This is a genomic window from Kribbella capetownensis (assembly GCF_004331485.1).
Taxonomy (GTDB): domain Bacteria; phylum Actinomycetota; class Actinomycetes; order Propionibacteriales; family Kribbellaceae; genus Kribbella; species Kribbella capetownensis.
In genome coordinates, this window is sequence record NZ_SJKD01000006.1 from 586,685 (window position 1) to 604,174 (window position 17,490).

Below are 17,490 nucleotides of genomic sequence, written 5' to 3' on the forward strand. Positions count from 1 at the left end.
TCCGCTAGCCGATCGAGAGGGCCACGCCGTCGAGGATGTCGTGCTCGGAGACGATCACCTCGCCGACGGCCATCCGGTCGTACAGGCGCTGCAGGATGAGCACGCCGGCGCCGATCACGTCCACCCGACCCGGGTGGATCACCGGGACGCTGCTCCGCTCGGCGCGCGTCGACCGCATCAGCCAGTACGTCGTCTCGCGCAGCAGTGAGCCCGAGATCCGGGAGTGATGGATCCGCTCGGCGTCGTACTCGGTCAGCTTGGATGCGACCGCGGCGACGGTGGTGACCGTGCCGGCGGTCCCGATCAGGGCCCGTGCCTCCGTAATCGGGACGATCGTGGAGGCCAGGAGGGCGTCGACGTCCTTGGTGGCGGCTGCCAGTTCGGCTGCGGTCGCGGGGTCGGAGGTGAGGTGCCGCTCGGTCATCCGGACCGAGCCCATGTCGAGCGATTCGGCCGCGATCACGCCGTTCGCGTCGCCCAGGACGAGTTCGGTGGATCCGCCGCCGATGTCCGCGACGAGGTACGGCCCTGGTACGGCGAGAGCAGTCAGGCCTCCGGTTGCCCCGCGGAAGCTGAGCTCGGCCTCCTCGGCACCTGAGATGATCTCGGGCTCGACACCGAAGCGTTCCGAGATGCCGGCGAAGAACTTGTCGCGGTTGCTCACATCTCGCGCGGCCGAGGTCGCCACGAACCGCGTCCGCGTGGCTCCGGCGGCTCGGATGACGGCGGCGTACTCGTCGGATGCCTTGAACACGCGCTCCAGTGCCTCGGGCGCGAACGCACCGGTCGCATCCACACCTTGGCCGAGCCGGACGATCGTCATCCGCCGATCGATCTGCTTCAGCTCACCATCCACCACGTCCGCAATCAGCAGACGGAGAGAATTGGTCCCGCAGTCGACAACTGCGACCCTCAGGTCCCCGCCCTCTGCGGGGGCGGTGGACAGAGGCGGTCGCTCAAACACAGGGGCCTCGGCGGCCCCAGTCGTCCAGGGCGGCTAGGGCCACGTCGCCGAGGGGGTTCACGCCGGGGCCGGCGGCCAGGGAGTGGCCGACGAGGACGTGGAGGCATTTGACCCGCGTGGGCATGCCGCCCGCCGTGATACCGGCGATCTCCTCGACGTGCTCGATGGACTCGCGATGAGCCAGGTAGGACTCGTGCGCCGCCTGATACTTCGCCGCCAGGTCCGCGTCGGTCCCGAGCCGGTCGGTCATTTCCTTCATCATGCCCTCGGCCTCGAGCGTCCCGATCGCGGACGCCAGTCGTGGGCAGGTGACGTAGTACGTGGTCGGGAACGGCGTACCGTCCGGCAGCCGCGGCTCGGTCTCGACGACGTCGGGCAGGCCGCAGCTGCAGCGGTGCGCGATCGAGCGGATGCCGCGGGCGGTCCGGCCCAACTGCTTGCTGACCGCTTCGGTGTCTTCGGGGCTGACGCTCACCGGTTCGCCTTGGGTGTGATGATCGGCTTCGGCGTGGGTTTGGCCGTGGTGGCGGCCGGCGGCGCGGGCGGTTGGCCGGCGCCCTCGACACTCCCCCAGAGCTTCGTGTACCAGGTCGGCTTCTGCGCGTCCGCCGCACCGTCCGTCGGCGTATTCGGCTCAGGCGGCGCACCGACCGGCTTCCCGTCCGCGCCGATCACCCGGTAGCCGACCTCGCCCGGCATCACCCAACCGAGCCGCTGCCGCGCCTGCGCCTTCACATAGGCGTCGTCGTTCCAGCGGGCGATCTCGTCGTTCAACTCGCCGACCCGCTTCTCCCGGTCCCGGATCTCCTGCTGCAGCGCGGTGATCTGCTGGTGCTGGTCGAACCACACCCGCAGGCTCTGCGCGTACGACACGATCAGCGCACCCAGCACCAGCAGTACGACGGCCGCCCGGCCGGTCAGGTTCCGGGAGCCCCGGGTCCGGGCCGGTCCCGCGGCAGTTCCCGTCGTACGGCGTTTGGGCTGGTCGCCCCGCCGGGCCGGTGGACGCGACTGAGTACGGCTCGACGGACGCGAGCCGGGTCGTGCACCGGATTCCCGACGGGACGGCATGCTGTCTCGATTCCTCCGGGGTCAGCCCTGGTACCGCGGGAAGGCGGAGCGACCGGCGTACGCCGCGGCGTCGTCCAGCTCCTCCTCGATCCGCAGCAGCTGGTTGTACTTCGCGGTGCGGTCGGACCGGGCCGGGGCGCCGGACTTGATCTGGCCGCAGTTCGTCGCGACCGCGAGGTCGGCGATCGTGGTGTCCTCGGTCTCGCCGGAGCGGTGGCTCATCATGCAGGTGAAGCCGTTGCGGTGGGCCAGGTCGACCGCGTCCAGGGTCTCGGTCAGCGAACCGATCTGGTTCACCTTGACCAGCAGGCTGTTCGCCGACTTCTCGGTGATGCCGCGCTGCAGCCGCTCGACGTTGGTGACGAACAGGTCGTCGCCGACCAGCTGGGTCTTGGTGCCTAGCTCAGTGGTGATGGCCTTCCAGCCGTCCCAGTCCTCCTCGTTCAGCGGGTCCTCGATCGACACGATCGGGTACGACGCGACCAGGTCGGCGTAGTACGCGATCATCTCGTCGGCCGACTTCTTGCCACCCTCGAACGCGTACACGCCGTCGGTGTGGAACTCGCTCGCGGCCACGTCCATCGCCAGCGCGATGTCCTTGCCGAGCTGCAGACCGGTCTTCTCGACCGCGACCGCGATCAGGTCGAGCGCCTCCCGGTTGCTGGCCAGGTTCGGCGCGAAGCCGCCCTCGTCGCCGAGGCCGGTGGACAGGCCGCGCTCCTTCAGCACCGCCTTCAGCGCGTGGTAGACGGTCGCGCCCTGCATCAGCGCCTCGCCGTAGGTGGCCGCGCCGATCGGGGCGATCATGAACTCCTGCACGTCGACGTTGCTGTCCGCGTGCGCGCCGCCGTTCAGGATGTTCATCATCGGCACCGGCAGGACGTGCGCGTTCGGGCCGCCGACGTAGCGGAACAGCGGCAGGCCGGCGCTGTCCGCGGCCGCCTTCGCCACCGCGAGGCTGACGCCGAGGATGGCGTTCGCGCCCAGCTTGGCCTTGTTCGGGGTGCCGTCGAGGTCCAGCAGCGCGTGGTCGATCAGCCGCTGCTCGTGGACGTCGTACCCGACGATCTCCTTGTCGATGTCCTCCAGAATGGCCGTGACGGCCTTCAGGACGCCCTTGCCGCCGTACCGGGCCTTGTCGCCGTCACGCAGTTCGACGGCCTCGAACTGGCCGGTGGACGCGCCCGACGGGACGGCCGCCCGGGCGACGGTGTCGTCGTCGAGAAGAACCTCGACCTCGACAGTGGGGTTGCCGCGCGAGTCGAGGATCTCGCGGGCGCCGACGGCCTCGATGGTGGCCACATTGACTCCCAAGTTCTCGATGACGAATCGGTCCCGAGCCTAGCCGTCAGACCACCGGGCCCGGTGGCCTGGACCGTCACTTAGCCCACCCCACCGCCCCGGTCAGGGTCGACCCTAACGATCGCATCCGGCGGTACCTCCCGCGTCAGTAACACTCCGTTGGGGGCCCGATAGACGGCCAGATTGCTGGGATCCACGCCCAGCAAGACTTCTACGCTCGTCCGCCGACCGACCTGACTGTCCTTGGACGGCGCGAGATGGACGTGCGTACGCCGTCCCGGCTTCAGGCCCTCGCGCTGGATCGCGGGCAGTGCTTGCCGATTGGTCCCGTGCCAGAGCAGGTGGTCGGGGTGCACCCGTTCCCAACTGTTCTCCAAGGCTTCACGTGTCACCGGCATCCCCGCGCGCGAGTGCCCCTGACAGGCCCGGATCCGCTCGCCGTCGACCTGCAACCGCTGCTTGTTGTTGTCCCGCACCGCGGCATCCAACTTACTGCGAGTAAGTTCGAGTAAGGTCAGTACGTCGGCGATCGCCGACCACCCGTCCGCACTCATCGTGAGACCACGCTCACCTGCTGTGTGCCTGAGCAGCCTGGAGATCCTCCGGCTGTCCCTGCTCACGACAACATCCGCTTCAGCTCGTGCACCCCTTCGCTCCGGTCGGTTCGCGTGACGACGTAGTACCGGACCGGCGGCAGATCCTTGACCGGGATCTTCCGGACGGCACCCGTCGTACGGACCGAACCGTTGACGACAGCCGGTCCTATCCCGAGACGCACGAAGTGGACCAGCAGTTCCCAGCCTTCCGCCTCGACCGCGACGGACCATCGCAGACCCTGGTCGAGCATGCTCCGCTCCAACTGCTGCCGATGCGGCCGATCCTTCGGCGGTACGACGAGCGCCTCGTCCTGCAGGTCCTTCAGCCGGACGCTCCGCCGGCCGGCCAGGCGGTGATCGGATCGAGTGATCAGGGTCTGCGGGAACTGCTGGAGCAGGTCGGAGTCGAGGTCGTCGGGCGGGACGGTGAGCGCGGTGACTCCGACGTCGGCCGACCCGTCCCGGACCGCGGCCAAGGTGGCGGCCGCGTCACCGGTGCGCAGTTGCAGCTCGTGGCCTTTGGCAAGGATCCGCCGGATCGGATCGCCGAGCAGGTAGAGATACGCGCCGGAGCCAGCCATCAGCACGAGTGGGCGTGGCGGTAGCGCGTCGAGCGTACGCAGAAAGTCGGCGGCCCGGTCGTTCGTGTCGTTCGCGAACGCGGCCAGGCGCTCTCCGGTGTCCGTCAGGTGCAGCTGCCGTCCTTGCTTGACGTACAGGGATCTGCCCAGGCGCTGCTCGAGTTTGCGGATGCGGGTGTGGAGGGCCGGCTGGCTGACGTGCAGCTCCTCCGCGGCGCGAGTGAAGTTGCGGTGCCGGGCGAACAGCGCGAACGCTTCGAGATCCTCAGCGACCAGTGCCATTGACAGAAACTATAGCCCTTGAGGTGATTACTAGTTCTGTTGAAGTGCTGTGTGGCGCGAGCCTTGAAGTATGAAGAGATTGGGGATTGATGTCGGACGAGTGATCATCGATGGATCGTCTGGGGCCGGGGACACGTCGTTCTTCTCTGGCGACACCGCGGCGATGCTGCGGACACCCGCCGTACCGGGTGCGTTCGAGGCGATCGCACGGCTGGTGCCGTTGTTCGACGAGGCGTGGCTGGTCTCGAAGTGTGGGCCGAGGGTGCAGCAGCGGTCACTGGAATGGTTGCGTCATCACCGCTTCTTCGAGCGGACGGGGATTGCCGACAGCAACGTTCGCTTCTGCCTACGGCGCCCGCAGAAGGCGATCCACTGCGCCGACCTCGCCATCACCCACTTCGTCGACGACAAACCAGACGTGATCGCAGCCATCAAGCCCGTGGTGGCACACCGCTACCTGTTCAAGAACTGGGTCGCGACCGAGACCGCAATCCGGCGGGATCTAGCCGGCGTCTGAGCTCCCCTTCCCACCGGGGACGAACCAGCCGTCCAGGTCCTCGACGGCGCACAGCATGATCCAGTCGCGGTCGCGAACGATCGCCCCGGCCCGCAGTTTGAAGTTGCCGTCCGGCCCCCACACAGGCGATGTCGTCCGCCTGTCCGGCCCAGCCAATGTCGTATTGGTCCACGGTCAGTGCTTCTCGGAGGCGAACGCGCGGCGGGCGTCGGCGAGACCCTTGCGGTTCTCGGCCGGGTCGGCGATGCCGGTACGGACGTCGGTCGAACAGCGCCAGGCGAAGTACCCAGCCTGAACAGCCCACCTGAGCCGGAGGAAGGCTGTGAGGCCTGTCTCGACCTCGCCGGCAGACTCGGGCCGCTGCTCGAGATACGCCGGTACGACGTGCTCCGGCGTACCGGCGTACATGACTGCAGACGCCACGTCGTACAGAACCGGGCCGCGCATCGCCCCACCCCAGTCGATCAGCGCGACCTCGCCATCCGCCTGCCGCAGGAACGCCTCAGCCGCCGGATCCCCATGCAGCCACGCCCACGACAACCCGCCGAGCGCCTGCACACCCTTCACGGCGCCCTCAACCGCCGGCCGGATCCACTCCTCCAGATCGAAGTACTCATCAAACTGCGTCAGCAGCCGAAGCCAGTCCCCCAACTCGCCCGGCGGCGTGGCCGACACCCCATGCACCCGCCCCAGCAACTCTCCGACCGCACGCTGATCCTCAACACTCCCCGCCAGCGGCTCCCCGTCAACAAACTCCAGCACCCCAACCAGCCGATCCCCCACCCGCTCAACCATCCGCCCGGCCTGACTCACCACCGGCCGCCCAGTCACCACCCCCGCGTCCCCAAGCCGCGCCGCCAGCTCCAGCCCCGGCGCGAACGCCCCATCCCCCGCATCCACAGCCTTCACCACCACCCGCCAACCATCCGCAGCGGCAACCCACACAGCAGAATTCATCCCACCGGTCAGCCCCTCCACCTGCGTCGGCTTCAGATCCCAACACTCCAGCAGCACCCCAGCGACATCCACCGGCCCACCCTGTCAGCCGGCACACCACACCTGCACCAGATTTTGCCCCGACCGCCACGAAGGCGGACCTCCCGCACTCACCAACCCCCCGCGAACCACCGGCGGCAGCAGCCCGCTGAGCGTGATCAGGCCAGGCGATCAGCAGTTGGTGAGTGGCACAGGTCCTCGTCGTCGCGCTGTCCCGGTGGCTGGGCCGCGCCCGAGGTCCGGGACGCGCTTCGGGTCCTGCTCGACGACCGCCGTAGTTCAGGACGTCTCGGCGGCGCGGATCTGCGCGGTCAACTGCAGGATCGCGGTGCGGAGCGCCTGTTCGGCGTCGACATCGAGAGTGCGCGCCTCGCGAACCAAAGCCAGCAACTCCATCCCTATGCGCTCAGCCTCGGTGCCGGGCGCCGCCGGTGTCAGCTCGGCGGGCAGAGCCTTGGCTGCGCGGCCGAGGACCTTGTCGGCCAGTGCCAGCGCGGGGAGCGCGAGCGGGATTCCTTCCAGGACTGAGGAGCGCTGCTTCTCGGCGGCCTTGATGGTTTCCCAGTTGGCTTCGACAGCGGCGGCGTCGGCCGCATCCACCGTGCCGAAGACGTGGGGGTGGCGGCGGATGAGCTTTTCGACGATGTCGGCGGAGACGTCGTCGATGGAGAAGCCGTCCCCGTCGTCCACGGACTCCTCGGCGATCCGGGAGTGGAAGGCTACCTGTAACAACAGGTCGCCTAGTTCTTCGCGGAGGTGGGGGCGGTTGCCGGTGTCGATGGCTTCGAGGGTTTCGTAGGTTTCCTCGAGGAGGTACTTCGCGAGGGACTCGTGGGTCTGTTCCTGGTCCCAGGGGCAGTTGCGGCGGAGGCGGTCCATGACGCGGACGAGGTCGATGAGTCGCGCGCCGGGTACGTCGTACGAGCCGTGCAGGATCTCCACGTCGTACGACGGCCGGGGCTCGCGACTGAGCTGGTCGGCGACGACTCGCAGGAGACCGGGTTCGCCGTCCTCGCCGACGAGCCAGACGACCTGACGGCCCGAGGCGGCCGCGGCTGACAGCCAGGTCCAGGCCTCGGCGAAGCCGCCCTCGATCTGGCTGACGACCAGCCCGGAGCCGACCACGGCCTGGACATCAGGGCGTGCCGGACCACCCGAGGCGCCGATCTCGTCGGCGTCGCCCAGCACCTGCCAGGCGGCGCGAGTCAGCAGGCCCGGCGCCACCCGAGGGCTGGTGAGGACCACCTTGATCCCACCAGTGGTCATGCGGGGCCTCAGCCCTGGCCCTGGCCCTGTTGCTGTTGCTGCTGCTGTTCCTGGGCCTGGCGCTTCGCCTTGGCCTGGTCGGACTCCTGCGACAGCGAGCCGGAGACCTTGCCGTCGATGGCGCCGTCGGTCCACTGGCCGAACCGCGGCGCGATGCTGACGTCGATGTTCTTCGACGCGTCCTTGACGACCGCGATGCCGTCCTGCTGCTTCTGCTGCGCCTGCGGGTCGTTCACGCCGGAGCCGCCGCCGAGCTTGATGGTGGCGACCGCGGCCGAGGCGACATCGTTCAGGAAGTCGCGCGACACCGGATTCGCCTGGAACTTCTGGAACGCCGCCTCGTCGCCGACCACGAGCTTCGCGGCCTGGGCGGTCTCCGCGTCGCTGACCGAGATCGACTTCTCTTCGCTGACCTTGGACACCAGCACCGAGTTGACCATCTCGCTCAGCGTGACGCCGGCGGTGAAGTCCTGGCCGAGAGCGTTGGTGACCGCGCGCGAGGTCTCGTCGACGTCGCCGACGCTGATCTCGGTCCCGCCGACCACGGCCGCCGCACCCGGGTGCGTTCCCGCCGCGCAGCCGCCGGCCAGCAGCACCAGGGCCGCTGCCACACCGATCGCCCCAAGCCGTCGAGATGTACTCACCGAATCTCCTCGTGTCTTCCGTCCAGGTTCACGCCGGCACCCCGATCGGTTCGGCGATCACGTCATCGATCAACCGGGTGCACCACTGCAGCAACTCCTGGTCACGGAGCGGCTGACCGGCGACCGGCCGGGTGGCAGGTCTCGGCACCAGGATCGTACGCAGTTGCGGCTTCACCAGACTCTTCGGGTACAGCCTGTTCAGCCGCAGCACCTTCGAATCGGGCAGCTCGACCGGTCCGAACCGGATCAGATTCCCTTGCAGGGTGACGTCATGCAGCCCCGCCCGGCGGGCGTGGTTGCGGAACTTCGCCACCTCGACCAGGTTCAGCACCGGCTGCGGGATGTCGCCGTACCGGTCGTGCAGTTCCTCGACCAGCTCGGCGATGCCCTCGTCGTCGCGGACCGCGGCCAGCCGCTGGTACATCTCCAGCCGCAGCCGCTGCGACGGGATGTAGTCGTGCGGCAGGTGCGCGTCGATCGGCAGCTCGATCTTGACCTCGGGCTCCTCGACCTGGGTGTCGCCGCGGTACTCCGCGACCGCTTCGCCGACCAGCCGGACGTACAGGTCGAAGCCGACGTCGGCGATGTGCCCGGACTGTTCGCCGCCGAGCAGGTTGCCGGCGCCACGGATCTCCAGGTCCTTCATCGCGACCGCCATGCCACCGCCCAGATCGGCGTGCTGGGCGATCGTCGCCAGCCGGTCGTGCGCGGTCTCGGTCAGCGGCTTCTCCGGCGGGAAGAAGAAGTATGCGTACGCGCGTTCGCGGCCACGACCGACCCGGCCACGGAGCTGGTGCAGCTGGGACAGGCCGAGCAGGTCGGACCGTTCCACGATCATCGTGTTGGCGTTCGAGATGTCGATGCCGGACTCGACGATCGTCGTACAGACGATGACGTCGGACTGCTTCTCCCAGAAGCCCTGGATCACGTTCTCGAGCGTGTGCTCGTTCATCTGGCCGTGGGCCACCGCAACGCGGGCCTCCGGGACCAGCTGGCGGATCCGGGCGGCCGCCTTCTCGATCGTGTTGACCCGGTTGTGGACGACGAAGACCTGGCCCTCGCGGAGCAGCTCGCGCCGGATCGCCGCGGTGATCTGGCCTTCCTCGTAGGGGCCGACGAAGGTCAGCACCGGGTGCCGCTCCTCCGGCGGGGTCGCGATCGTCGACATCTCGCGGATACCGGTGATCGACATCTCCAGCGTCCGCGGGATCGGTGTCGCGGACATCGTCAGTACGTCGACCGCGGTCCGCAGCCGCTTCAGCTGCTCCTTGTGCTCGACGCCGAACCGCTGCTCCTCGTCGACGACCACCAGGCCGAGATCCTTGAACGCGACCTCGCCGCTGAAGAGCCGGTGCGTACCGATCACCACGTCGACCGACCCGTCGGCCAGTCCGTCGATGGTGGCCTTGGCCTCCTTGTCGGTCTGGAACCGCGACAGCGGCGCCACGTTGACCGGGAAGGCTGCGTACCGCTCGGCGAAGGTCGCGTAGTGCTGCTGCACGAGCAGCGTCGTCGGCACCAGTACGGCGACCTGCTTGCCGTCCTGCACCGCCTTGAAGGCAGCACGTACGGCGATCTCGGTCTTGCCGTAGCCGACGTCACCACACACGATCCGGTCCATCGGCATGACGCGTTCCATGTCGTGCTTCACGTCGTCGATGGTGGCCAGCTGGTCCGGCGTCTCCACGAACGGGAACGCGTCCTCGAGCTCACGCTGCCACGGTGTGTCCTTGGCGAACGCGTGGCCCTTGGTCGCCTGGCGGGCGGCGTACAGCTTGATCAGCTCGCCGGCGATCTGCCGGACCGCCTTGCGTGCACGGCCCTTGCGCCTGGCCCAGTCGCCGCCGCCCATCTTGTCCAGGGACGGCTGCTCGCCACCGACGTACCGGGTGACCTGGTCGAGCTGGTCGGTCGGCACGTACAGCCGGTCGCCGGGTTGGCCGCGCTTGCTCGGCGCGAACTCGATCACGACGTACTCGCGGGTGGCGCGCTGCGCGCCGGTGCCGACGGTCCGCTGCATCATCTCGACGTACCGGCCGACGCCGTGCTGTTCGTGCACGACGTAGTCGCCGGGCTGCAGCTCGAGCGGATCGATGGTCTTCTTCCGGCGCGAAGGCATCCGTTGCTGCGAACGCCGTTCGGCCGCCGAGCGCTGACCGGCCAGGTCGTTCTCCGTGAGGACGGCGAACTTGATGCCGTCGGCAATGAACCCGTGCTCCAGCTGCCCCTGCGAGATCAGTACGACGCCCGGCTCGGGCACCGAGTCGATGCCGTCGACCGCGCGGGCCGGCAGCTCGGCCTCGGAGAACACCTCGGCCAGGCGCTGCGCGGGGCCGTGGCCCTCGGTGACGCAGACGACCCGCCAGCCGTCGCGCAGCCAGGCGCGGACGTCCTCGACCGCGGCCGCTGTCTCACCGCGGTACGGGTCGACCTCGTGCGCCGCGATCACCCGGCTCCGGACCGCGCCGGCGTCCGGGTCGATGTCGAACGAGATCCGCTCGCCCATCGAGTCGCGCAGCTCCGGCGCGTCGGTCGGGGCAGCCGCGAACGGCGACAGGCTCCACCAGGCCAGACCCTTGCCCAGCGCATGCTCCCGGACGTCCCCGAGCGCGATGTAGGCCGCCGCACCCAGGTCGATCGGGGCCTCGCCACCACCGGCAGCGGCCGCCCACGACGCCTCCAGGAACTCCTGGCTGGTCGCGACCAGGTCGTGTGCCCGGGCCCGCACCCGCTCCGGGTCGCTGACCACGACATGCGTCCCGGCCGGCATCAGGTCGACCAGCAACTCCATCTCGTCGACCAGCACGGGAGCCAGCGACTCCATGCCCTCGACGGCATGCCCTTCGGCCAGCTTCTCGAACAGCTCGGCCAGCTCCGGGTGTTCCTTCGCCAGTACGGCGGCCCGGGCGCGGACCTCGTCGGTGAGCAGCAACTCACGGCAGGGAGGAGCCCACAGGCCGTGCTCGGCGATCTCCAGCGACCGCTGGTCGGCGACCGCGAAGTACCGGATCTCCTCGATGTCGTCGCCGAAGAAGTCGACCCGCAACGGGTGCTCCTCGGTCGGCGGGAAGACGTCGATGATGCCGCCGCGGACCGCGAACTCGCCACGCCGCTCGACCAGGTCCACCCGGTGGTACGCCGCCCCGGCCAACTGCTCGACGACATCCTCGAGCTCGACCGAGTCGCCGACGTGCAACTGCACCGGCTTCAGATCGGCCAGACCGGCCACCTGCGGCTGCAGCACCGAGCGGACCGGCGCGACCAGGATCTTGATCGGCCCGGTCGTCTCGTCCGACGGATCCGGGTGCGCCAACCGACGCAGTACGGCGAGCCGACGGCCGACCGTGTCCGACCGGGGTGAGAGCCGCTCATGCGGGAGGGTCTCCCAGGCGGGGTAGTACGCGACCGTGCCGGGCTCGACGAGGCACTGCAGTGCCTCGGTGAGCTCCTCGGCCTCGCGGAATGTCGCGGTGACCGCGAGCACTGGGCGGTCGGCGCCCTGCTGCTCGGACGCGATCGCAGCCAGCAGGACCGGGCGGATCGGGCCCGGAGCGCTCAGGTCAAGTGTCGTGACGCCGTCGGGCTGGGTGGAGCTCCGGGCATCACGAACGGCCTGGGCCACCACCGGATCGGTGATCAGGGTGTCGACCAGACCGCTCAGCTTCACGAGTTGTACTTCCCTTGAGTTGCATCGAGGCCGTCGGTGAGCAGCGACTCGACCGCGTCCGCGGTCCGGTCGACCGCGAAGGGGAGATCCTTGCGTTCGGTCGAGGAGAACTCGTTCAGGACGAAGTCGGCGGGGTTCTGCCGGCCCGGCGGACGACCCACACCGAACCGGACTCGATAGTACTCACCGGTGCCAAGCGATTTCCGGATCGACCGCAGTCCGTTGTGCCCGTTGTCCCCGCCGCCGAACTTGCACCGCAGTACGCCGAAGTCGATGTCCAGCTCGTCGTGGACCACGACCAGATTGGCGGGCTCGACCTTGAAGAACTTCAGCAGCCCGGACACCGGCCCACCGGACTCGTTCATGTACGACCGGGGCCGGGCCAACACGGTCCGGATCCCGCTGATCCGGGTCTCGATCACCTCGGACTTGACCTGCTTGTGCTGCTTCCACTTGCCGCCGGTCCGGGCGGCCAGCTCGTCGGCCACCAGATGACCGATGTTGTGCCGGGTGCGCGCAGAGGAAGGGCCGGGATTCCCCAGTCCGACGACCAACCACACGTCGTCCGCCACGGATCCCGGCCCTCCAGAAGTCTTGCTGTGTGCAGTGCGGAGATTACTCCGCGGCAGCGGAGACGGGCTCCTCGGCCTCGGCCGGAGCCTCCGGCTCGTCGCGGTCGATACCGGCCTCGGCCTCGGCGTCGGCCAGCTCGGCGTCGAGCTGCTCGGCGGTCTGCGCCTGGGTGATGTTCACGATCAGGGTGTCGGGCTCGATCGCCAGCGTCGTACCGGCCGGCAGCGGCAGGTCGGAGGCGTGGATCTGGGCGCCGACGTCGAGACCCTCGATGGAGACGGTGACGCCGTCGGGGATGTGGGTCGCCTCGGCCTCGACCAGCACGCTCGGCTGCTCCAGCACGACCAGCGTGTCGCTGACGGCCTCGCCCTCGAGGTGAACGGCGATGTCGACCTGGACCTTCTCACCGCGCCGGACCATGACCAGGTCGACGTGCTCGATGAAGCCCTTGATCGGGTCGCGCTGAACCTGCTTCGGCAGCGCCAGGTGGCTCTCGCCACCGGCGACCTCGATCAGCAGCAGGGCGTTGGCGGTCTTCAGGGCCAGCATGGTGTCGTGACCGGGCAGCGTGATGTGCACCGGGTCACTGCCGTGGCCGTACAGGACGGCGGGAACCTTGTTGTCCCGGCGGATTCGGCGGGCAGCACCCTTGCCGAACTCCGTGCGCGCTTCGGCTTGGATCTTGACCTCGGCCACGAGATGAACTCCTCAAATGCGTTGCGGTGATCAGTTGACTAGGTGGAACTCGGCTGCGGCCTCAGCGGGCGCTTTGTGACCCCGGAGAAGGCGTCAGGCAACGAACCACCGCGTCGATCACGGAGCCGCGCCCAACAGTTCTCGGGGGGCGTCCCTCGCCGAGGCAACCAAAACAGTCTACCCACCACTGCGCCCAGACGGGAAATCCGTTCCCCTAGGCACTTTGCTCCACGTACGCCACCACTCCCGGTGACCCTTTTCCGAACGCCTAAGTGAGCTTGGTCCACACCTGGCGGAGGGCGCGGGCCGCGTCGCCTTCGAGACCGGCGGCGTCCAGGGTGGCAGCGAGTTCGTCGAACTCCGGTCCCCAGCGCCAGGCGACGCTCCGCAACTGCTCCGGCAGCCCGGGATCCTTGAGCGAGCCCGCGTCCGCGCGGACCTGCTGTGCCATCAGTGCCTCCGTGACACCGTGCTTCTCGGCCAACTGGAACGCCAGCACGGCGAGCGCTGCCTTGCCTTTGTTGTAGAGGGCGTACGACGACTTGGCCGCGCTGGCCGCTCCCGGCTCCGCACCGACCACCATCGCGGTGACCGCAGTACCGGCCCAGAGCGCAGCCGCCTGATCAGCTGCAGCACCGGACAGCATCAGATGCGTCGGACTCGATCCACCGGTCGGCGGCGGGCCGACCACACCTGCGTCCACGAACGTCGCCTCCGGTACGGCGGACTGCGCCTCGCGCAACGACGTCGGGGACAGCGGGTTCGCCTCGATGTACAGGCCGGCGAAGCCCGCGCTGCCGACCTGCTTGGCGATGTCCACGGCGCCTTGGGGAGCACTTGAGCACAGCACCACTTCGGCCTCGCCCACCGAGTCGGCGAACGGCGTACCGATCAGGCCGGCTTCCGCGGCGCGGGCAGCGGAAGCCTCACTCCGTCCCTCCGGCACCCAGTGCACCTCGTGCCCGGCGGCGACCAGTTGGGCCGCGAGTTTCGAGCCCATCGCACCGGGATGGAAGACAGCGATTCGCATGGGCCAGTCCTCTGGGAGAGCGGTCAGTGCCCACCAAGATAGGCCAGTACGGCGAGCACCCGGCGGTGCTGTTCGTCGATGGTGATCAGCCCGAGCTTCGCCATGATGCTCCCGATGTGCGTCTCGACGGTCCGCTCGGTCAGGAACAGGCGGCGACCGATGCCGACGTTGGTGCACACCTCGGCCATCAACGCGAGCGCCTCACGCTCCCGCGGGGTCAACGGCGCGAGCCGGTTGTCGGCGCGCTGCCGCCCGATCAACCGGGCGACCACCTCGGGGTCGAGTGCTGATCCGCCGGAGGCGACCCGGTCCAACGCGTCGAGGAACTGATCCACCGCGAGCACACGGTCCTTCAGCAGGTAGCCGAAACGGCCGGTCGCGACCAGTTCAACCGAGTGCCGGGTCTCGACGTGCTGAGACCACAGCACGATTCCCAGATCGGGGTTCTGCATCCGGAGCCGGCGTGCGGCGCGTGCACCGTCGTCGGTGTGGTCCGGCGGCATCCGGATGTCGATGACCGCGAGGTCCGGCGTCGATGCTCGGCGGCGCGCTGCTGGCCGCCCTCGGCACCGTCGTCCAGGTCGTCGGGCTGTGGCGGTCGCACGCCGTACCTCGCTGGGTCCCGGTGCTGGTGCTGTTCGTCGTGATCAGCTTCGTCGTCCCGGGCAACGGATGGATGACCGGTCGCCGGATCAGCGCCTGACCGGGCCTGCGGCCTGACCGTCAATCGTCCGACTGGGTACGACGTCCGTCGATCAGGCGCGGCCCTCGAACAGGCTGGTCACCGAGCCGTCCTCGAACACCTCGCGGATGGCTCGGCTGATCAGTGGCGCGATCGACAGTTCGGTGAGCTTGTCGAACCGGCGGTCCTCGGCGATCGGCAGCGTGTTGGTGACGATCACCTCGCTGGCCTGGCAGTTCTTCAGCCGGTCCACCGCCGGGCCGGACAGGATCGCGTGCGTCGCGGCGATCACCACGCCGGCGGCGCCCTCGGCGTACAACGCATCGGCCGCCTTGGTGATGGTGCCGGCGGTGTCGATCATGTCGTCGACCAGGATGCAGACCCGGTTCTTGACCTCACCGACGACGCGGTTCGCGACCGTCTCGTTCGGCCGCTCGATGTCGCGGGTCTTGTGGATGAAGGCCAGCGGCGCGTTGTTCAGCCGGGCCGACCACTGCTCGGCCACCTTGATCCGGCCGGCGTCCGGCGACACCACGGCCAGCTTCTGGTCGCCGTACTTGGTCCGGACGTACTCGCTCAGGATCGGCAGCGCCATCAGGTGGTCCACCGGACCGTCGAAGAAGCCCTGGATCTGCGAGGTGTGCAGGTCGACGCAGATCAGCCGGTCCGCGCCGGCGGTCTTGAACAGGTCGGCCATCAGCCGGGCCGAGATCGGTTCCCGGCCGCGGTGCTTCTTGTCCTGCCGGGCGTACCCGTAGAACGGCAGCACCACGGTGATCCGCTTGGCCGACGCCCGCTTCAGCGCGTCGACCATGATCAGCTGCTCCATGATCCACTCGTTGATCGGCGAGGTGTGGCTCTGGATCACGAACGCGTCACTGCCCCGGACCGACTCCTCGAACCGGACGTAGATCTCGCCGTTGGCGAAGTCGTACGCCGAGGTGGGGACCAGGCCGGTGCCGAGCTGCTCGACGACCTCCTCGGCCAGACCGGGATGGGCCCGGCCGGAGAACACCATCAGGTTCTTCTCGGTGGTTCGCTTCATCCCGCTCATGGCCCGGCCTCCCGTTACTTCTTCTCGCCAGTGTCACTCAACGCGGCGTGATCCGCCGGTGTCTGTCCGGCATCGGCCGACAGCGCAGCCTCGGCCGCCTTCGCCGTCTTGGTGCCGGCCCGCTTGCGCGCGACCCAGCCCTTGATGTTGCGCTGCCGCCCACGCGCGACCGCGATCTCGCCCGGGCCGACGTCCTCGGTCAGCGCCGTACCGGCGGCCAGGTACGCGCCGTCGGCGATGGTCCGCGGCGCGACCAGCACCGAGTTGCTGCCGATGAACGAGTGCTTGCCGACGTGCGTCGGATGCTTCGCGACGCCGTCGTAGTTCGCGAAGATCGTGCCGGCGCCGATGTTCGCGCCCTCGCCGATCGTCGCGTCACCGGCGTACGACAGATGCGGCACCTTGGCGCCGTCCCCGATGGTGCTGTTCTTGGTCTCGACGAACGTACCGATCTTGGCCTTCACGCCCAGCTTGGTCCCGGGGCGGAGGTAGGCGAACGGTCCGACGTTCGCGCCGTCGCCGATCTCCGAGCTCGAGCCGTGCGCGCGGATGATCGTGGCGCCGGATCCGATCTGTACGTCGGTCAGCGTGGTGTCCGGGCCGATCGTCGTACCGGATCCGACCGTGGTCGCGCCGTGCAGCTGGGTGTTCGGCAACAGGATGGCGTCGCGCTCGATCCGGACCGTCTGGTCGACCCAGGTGGTGTTCGGGTCGACGATCGTGACGCCGGCCCGCATCAGCTTGTCGAGGTTCCGGCGGTTCAGCTCGGCGCGCAGCGTGGCGAGCTGGACGCGGTCGTTCACGCCCTCGGTCTGCATCGCGTCCTCGGTCGCGTACGCGCCGACCCGCTTGCCGTCACTCTTCGCGATGGCCAGTACGTCGGTCAGGTACAGCTCGCCCTGCGCGTTGTCCGTGGTCAGCCGGCTCAGCCCATCACGCAGCGTGGCCGCGTCGAAGGCGTAGATGCCGGCGTTGATCTCGTCGATCTGCCGCTGCTGGGGCGTCGCGTCCTTGTGCTCGACGATCCCGGCGACGGTGCCGCCGTCCCCCGCGATGATCCGCCCGTACCCGGTCGGGTCGGGCACCCGCGCGGTCAGCACGGTGATCGCGTTCCCCTGCTTGTCGTGCTCGGCGATCAGCTCCTGGAGCGTCTCCGCCTCCAGCAGCGGTACGTCGCCGGACGTGACGACGACCGAGCCGTCGAAGTCGGCCGGTACGACGGTCAGGCCGGCGCGGACGGCGTCACCGGTGCCGAGCTGCTGCTCCTGGACGGCAGTCCGGGCTCCTGGGTCGATCTCCTTGAGGTGAGCCTCGACCAGCTCCCGGCCGCTGCCGACCACGACCACCAGGTGTTCGGGCTCGAGTGCACGGGCGGTGACCACCGCGTGCCCGACGAGACTGCGCCCGCCGATTTCGTGCAACACCTTCGGGATCGCCGATTTCATCCTGGTTCCCAGACCGGCGGCCATGATGACGACCGCCGCGGGACGATGGGAAGTCACGCGGTCTTCTCCTCGAGTTCCCTGCGAGTTTCTGGAACAAGTATCGGCACGGACACTCGAAACTGTG

General features: G+C 68.9%; 19 protein-coding genes. 2 read left to right on the top strand and 17 right to left on the bottom strand.

Annotated features, from left to right (window positions below; all coding sequences use genetic code 11):
• Positions 1 to 4: 4 nt before the first annotated feature.
• The 6 genes from E0H75_RS27840 to E0H75_RS27865 all read right to left on the bottom strand — a co-directional run bounded on the left by E0H75_RS27840 (position 5) and on the right by E0H75_RS27865 (position 4,796).
• Positions 5 to 859 (bottom strand): Ppx/GppA phosphatase family protein, encoded by an 855-nt coding sequence (locus tag E0H75_RS27840; RefSeq protein ID WP_238163314.1) that lies wholly within the window; start codon positions 857 to 859, stop codon positions 5 to 7.
• Positions 860 to 956: 97 nt separating this feature from the next.
• The gene (locus E0H75_RS27845) at positions 957 to 1,439 is read right to left on the bottom strand and encodes a DUF501 domain-containing protein (RefSeq protein ID WP_131516583.1); all 483 of its coding nucleotides are present in this window, start codon (positions 1,437 to 1,439) and stop codon (positions 957 to 959) included.
• Positions 1,436 to 2,035, bottom strand: a complete 600-nt coding sequence (locus E0H75_RS27850) for an FtsB family cell division protein (RefSeq protein ID WP_131516584.1) — start codon at positions 2,033 to 2,035, stop codon at positions 1,436 to 1,438. Before E0H75_RS27850 ends, E0H75_RS27845 begins: the two co-directional genes overlap by 4 nt.
• 21 nt (positions 2,036 to 2,056) lie before the next feature.
• Positions 2,057 to 3,337: a phosphopyruvate hydratase gene (gene eno / locus E0H75_RS27855; protein ID WP_131516585.1), complete on the bottom strand. Its 1,281-nt coding sequence runs from the start codon at positions 3,335 to 3,337 to the stop codon at positions 2,057 to 2,059.
• Positions 3,338 to 3,417: 80 nt separating this feature from the next.
• The gene (locus tag E0H75_RS27860) at positions 3,418 to 3,957 is read right to left on the bottom strand and encodes an RNA 2'-phosphotransferase (protein WP_131516586.1); all 540 of its coding nucleotides are present in this window, start codon (positions 3,955 to 3,957) and stop codon (positions 3,418 to 3,420) included.
• On the bottom strand, positions 3,954 to 4,796 hold the full coding sequence (locus tag E0H75_RS27865; RefSeq protein WP_202873195.1) for a LysR family transcriptional regulator: 843 nt from the start codon (positions 4,794 to 4,796) through the stop codon (positions 3,954 to 3,956). Before E0H75_RS27865 ends, E0H75_RS27860 begins: the two co-directional genes overlap by 4 nt.
• A 70-nt stretch (positions 4,797 to 4,866) precedes the next feature.
• On the opposite strand from E0H75_RS27865, the gene E0H75_RS27870 reads away from it, so the two are divergent.
• On the top strand, positions 4,867 to 5,313 hold the full coding sequence (locus E0H75_RS27870; RefSeq protein WP_131516588.1) for a hypothetical protein: 447 nt from the start codon (positions 4,867 to 4,869) through the stop codon (positions 5,311 to 5,313).
• On the opposite strand, the gene E0H75_RS43230 is transcribed toward E0H75_RS27870, so the two are convergent.
• The 9 genes from E0H75_RS43230 to E0H75_RS27910 all read right to left on the bottom strand — a co-directional run bounded on the left by E0H75_RS43230 (position 5,299) and on the right by E0H75_RS27910 (position 14,688).
• A complete protein-coding gene (locus E0H75_RS43230; protein ID WP_165554061.1) occupies positions 5,299 to 5,436 on the bottom strand; it encodes an NUDIX hydrolase in 138 nt (45 codons plus the stop codon). The two genes, E0H75_RS27870 and E0H75_RS43230, sit on opposite strands and share 15 nt — an antisense overlap.
• Before the next feature lie 51 nt (positions 5,437 to 5,487).
• Positions 5,488 to 6,342, bottom strand: coding sequence for a phosphotransferase enzyme family protein (locus E0H75_RS27875; protein ID WP_131516589.1), 855 nt, complete (start codon positions 6,340 to 6,342; stop codon positions 5,488 to 5,490).
• Between the two features lie 246 nt (positions 6,343 to 6,588).
• Positions 6,589 to 7,575 (bottom strand): MazG family protein, encoded by a 987-nt coding sequence (locus E0H75_RS27880; protein WP_131516590.1) that lies wholly within the window; start codon positions 7,573 to 7,575, stop codon positions 6,589 to 6,591.
• A gap of 8 nt (positions 7,576 to 7,583) precedes the next feature.
• Positions 7,584 to 8,219: a SurA N-terminal domain-containing protein gene (locus tag E0H75_RS27885; RefSeq protein ID WP_238163316.1), complete on the bottom strand. Its 636-nt coding sequence runs from the start codon at positions 8,217 to 8,219 to the stop codon at positions 7,584 to 7,586.
• 28 nt (positions 8,220 to 8,247) lie between these two features.
• On the bottom strand, positions 8,248 to 11,886 hold the full coding sequence (mfd, locus tag E0H75_RS27890) for a transcription-repair coupling factor (protein WP_131516591.1): 3,639 nt from the start codon (positions 11,884 to 11,886) through the stop codon (positions 8,248 to 8,250).
• Positions 11,883 to 12,458, bottom strand: coding sequence for an aminoacyl-tRNA hydrolase (gene pth, locus E0H75_RS27895; protein ID WP_131516592.1), 576 nt, complete (start codon positions 12,456 to 12,458; stop codon positions 11,883 to 11,885). The genes mfd and pth overlap by 4 nt, the downstream gene beginning before the upstream one ends.
• Positions 12,459 to 12,501: 43 nt before the next feature.
• Positions 12,502 to 13,155, bottom strand: a complete 654-nt coding sequence (locus E0H75_RS27900) for a 50S ribosomal protein L25/general stress protein Ctc (RefSeq protein WP_131516593.1) — start codon at positions 13,153 to 13,155, stop codon at positions 12,502 to 12,504.
• 268 nt (positions 13,156 to 13,423) lie between these two features.
• A complete protein-coding gene (locus E0H75_RS27905) occupies positions 13,424 to 14,185 on the bottom strand; it encodes a DUF1932 domain-containing protein (RefSeq protein WP_131516594.1) in 762 nt (253 codons plus the stop codon).
• A gap of 23 nt (positions 14,186 to 14,208) precedes the next feature.
• Entirely contained in the window at positions 14,209 to 14,688 is a 480-nt protein-coding gene (locus tag E0H75_RS27910; protein ID WP_131516595.1) for a LuxR C-terminal-related transcriptional regulator, read from the bottom strand.
• Positions 14,689 to 14,720: 32 nt separating this feature from the next.
• Here E0H75_RS27910 and E0H75_RS43235 point away from each other — a divergent pair, with 32 nt between their 5' ends.
• A complete protein-coding gene (locus tag E0H75_RS43235) occupies positions 14,721 to 14,888 on the top strand; it encodes a hypothetical protein (RefSeq protein WP_165554063.1) in 168 nt (55 codons plus the stop codon).
• 52 nt (positions 14,889 to 14,940) lie between these two features.
• Here E0H75_RS43235 and E0H75_RS27915 read toward each other — a convergent pair whose 3' ends face one another.
• A complete protein-coding gene (locus E0H75_RS27915) occupies positions 14,941 to 15,921 on the bottom strand; it encodes a ribose-phosphate diphosphokinase (RefSeq protein WP_131516596.1) in 981 nt (326 codons plus the stop codon).
• A 14-nt stretch (positions 15,922 to 15,935) separates the two neighbouring features.
• Positions 15,936 to 17,423 carry a bifunctional UDP-N-acetylglucosamine diphosphorylase/glucosamine-1-phosphate N-acetyltransferase GlmU gene (gene glmU, locus E0H75_RS27920; protein WP_131516597.1) on the bottom strand — a complete coding sequence of 496 codons (1,488 nt, stop codon included), beginning with the start codon at positions 17,421 to 17,423 and terminating at the stop codon, positions 15,936 to 15,938.
• Between the last annotated feature and the right edge of the window lie 67 nt (positions 17,424 to 17,490).

Bases quoted from the DNA above. Each gene is read 5' to 3' on its own strand.
- E0H75_RS27905 (WP_131516594.1), bottom strand. From the start codon at position 14,185: ATGCGAATCGCTGTCTTCCATCCCGGTGCGATGGGCTCGAAACTCGCG.
- E0H75_RS27865 (WP_202873195.1), bottom strand. From the start codon at position 4,796: ATGGCACTGGTCGCTGAGGATCTCGAAGCGTTCGCGCTGTTCGCCCGG.
- E0H75_RS27880 (WP_131516590.1), bottom strand. From the start codon at position 7,575: ATGACCACTGGTGGGATCAAGGTGGTCCTCACCAGCCCTCGGGTGGCG.
- E0H75_RS27870 (WP_131516588.1), top strand. From the start codon at position 4,867: ATGAAGAGATTGGGGATTGATGTCGGACGAGTGATCATCGATGGATCG.
- E0H75_RS43235 (WP_165554063.1), top strand. From the start codon at position 14,721: ATGCTCGGCGGCGCGCTGCTGGCCGCCCTCGGCACCGTCGTCCAGGTC.
- E0H75_RS27910 (WP_131516595.1), bottom strand. From the start codon at position 14,688: ATGCCGCCGGACCACACCGACGACGGTGCACGCGCCGCACGCCGGCTC.
- E0H75_RS27850 (WP_131516584.1), bottom strand. From the start codon at position 2,035: ATGCCGTCCCGTCGGGAATCCGGTGCACGACCCGGCTCGCGTCCGTCG.
- E0H75_RS27915 (WP_131516596.1), bottom strand. From the start codon at position 15,921: ATGAGCGGGATGAAGCGAACCACCGAGAAGAACCTGATGGTGTTCTCC.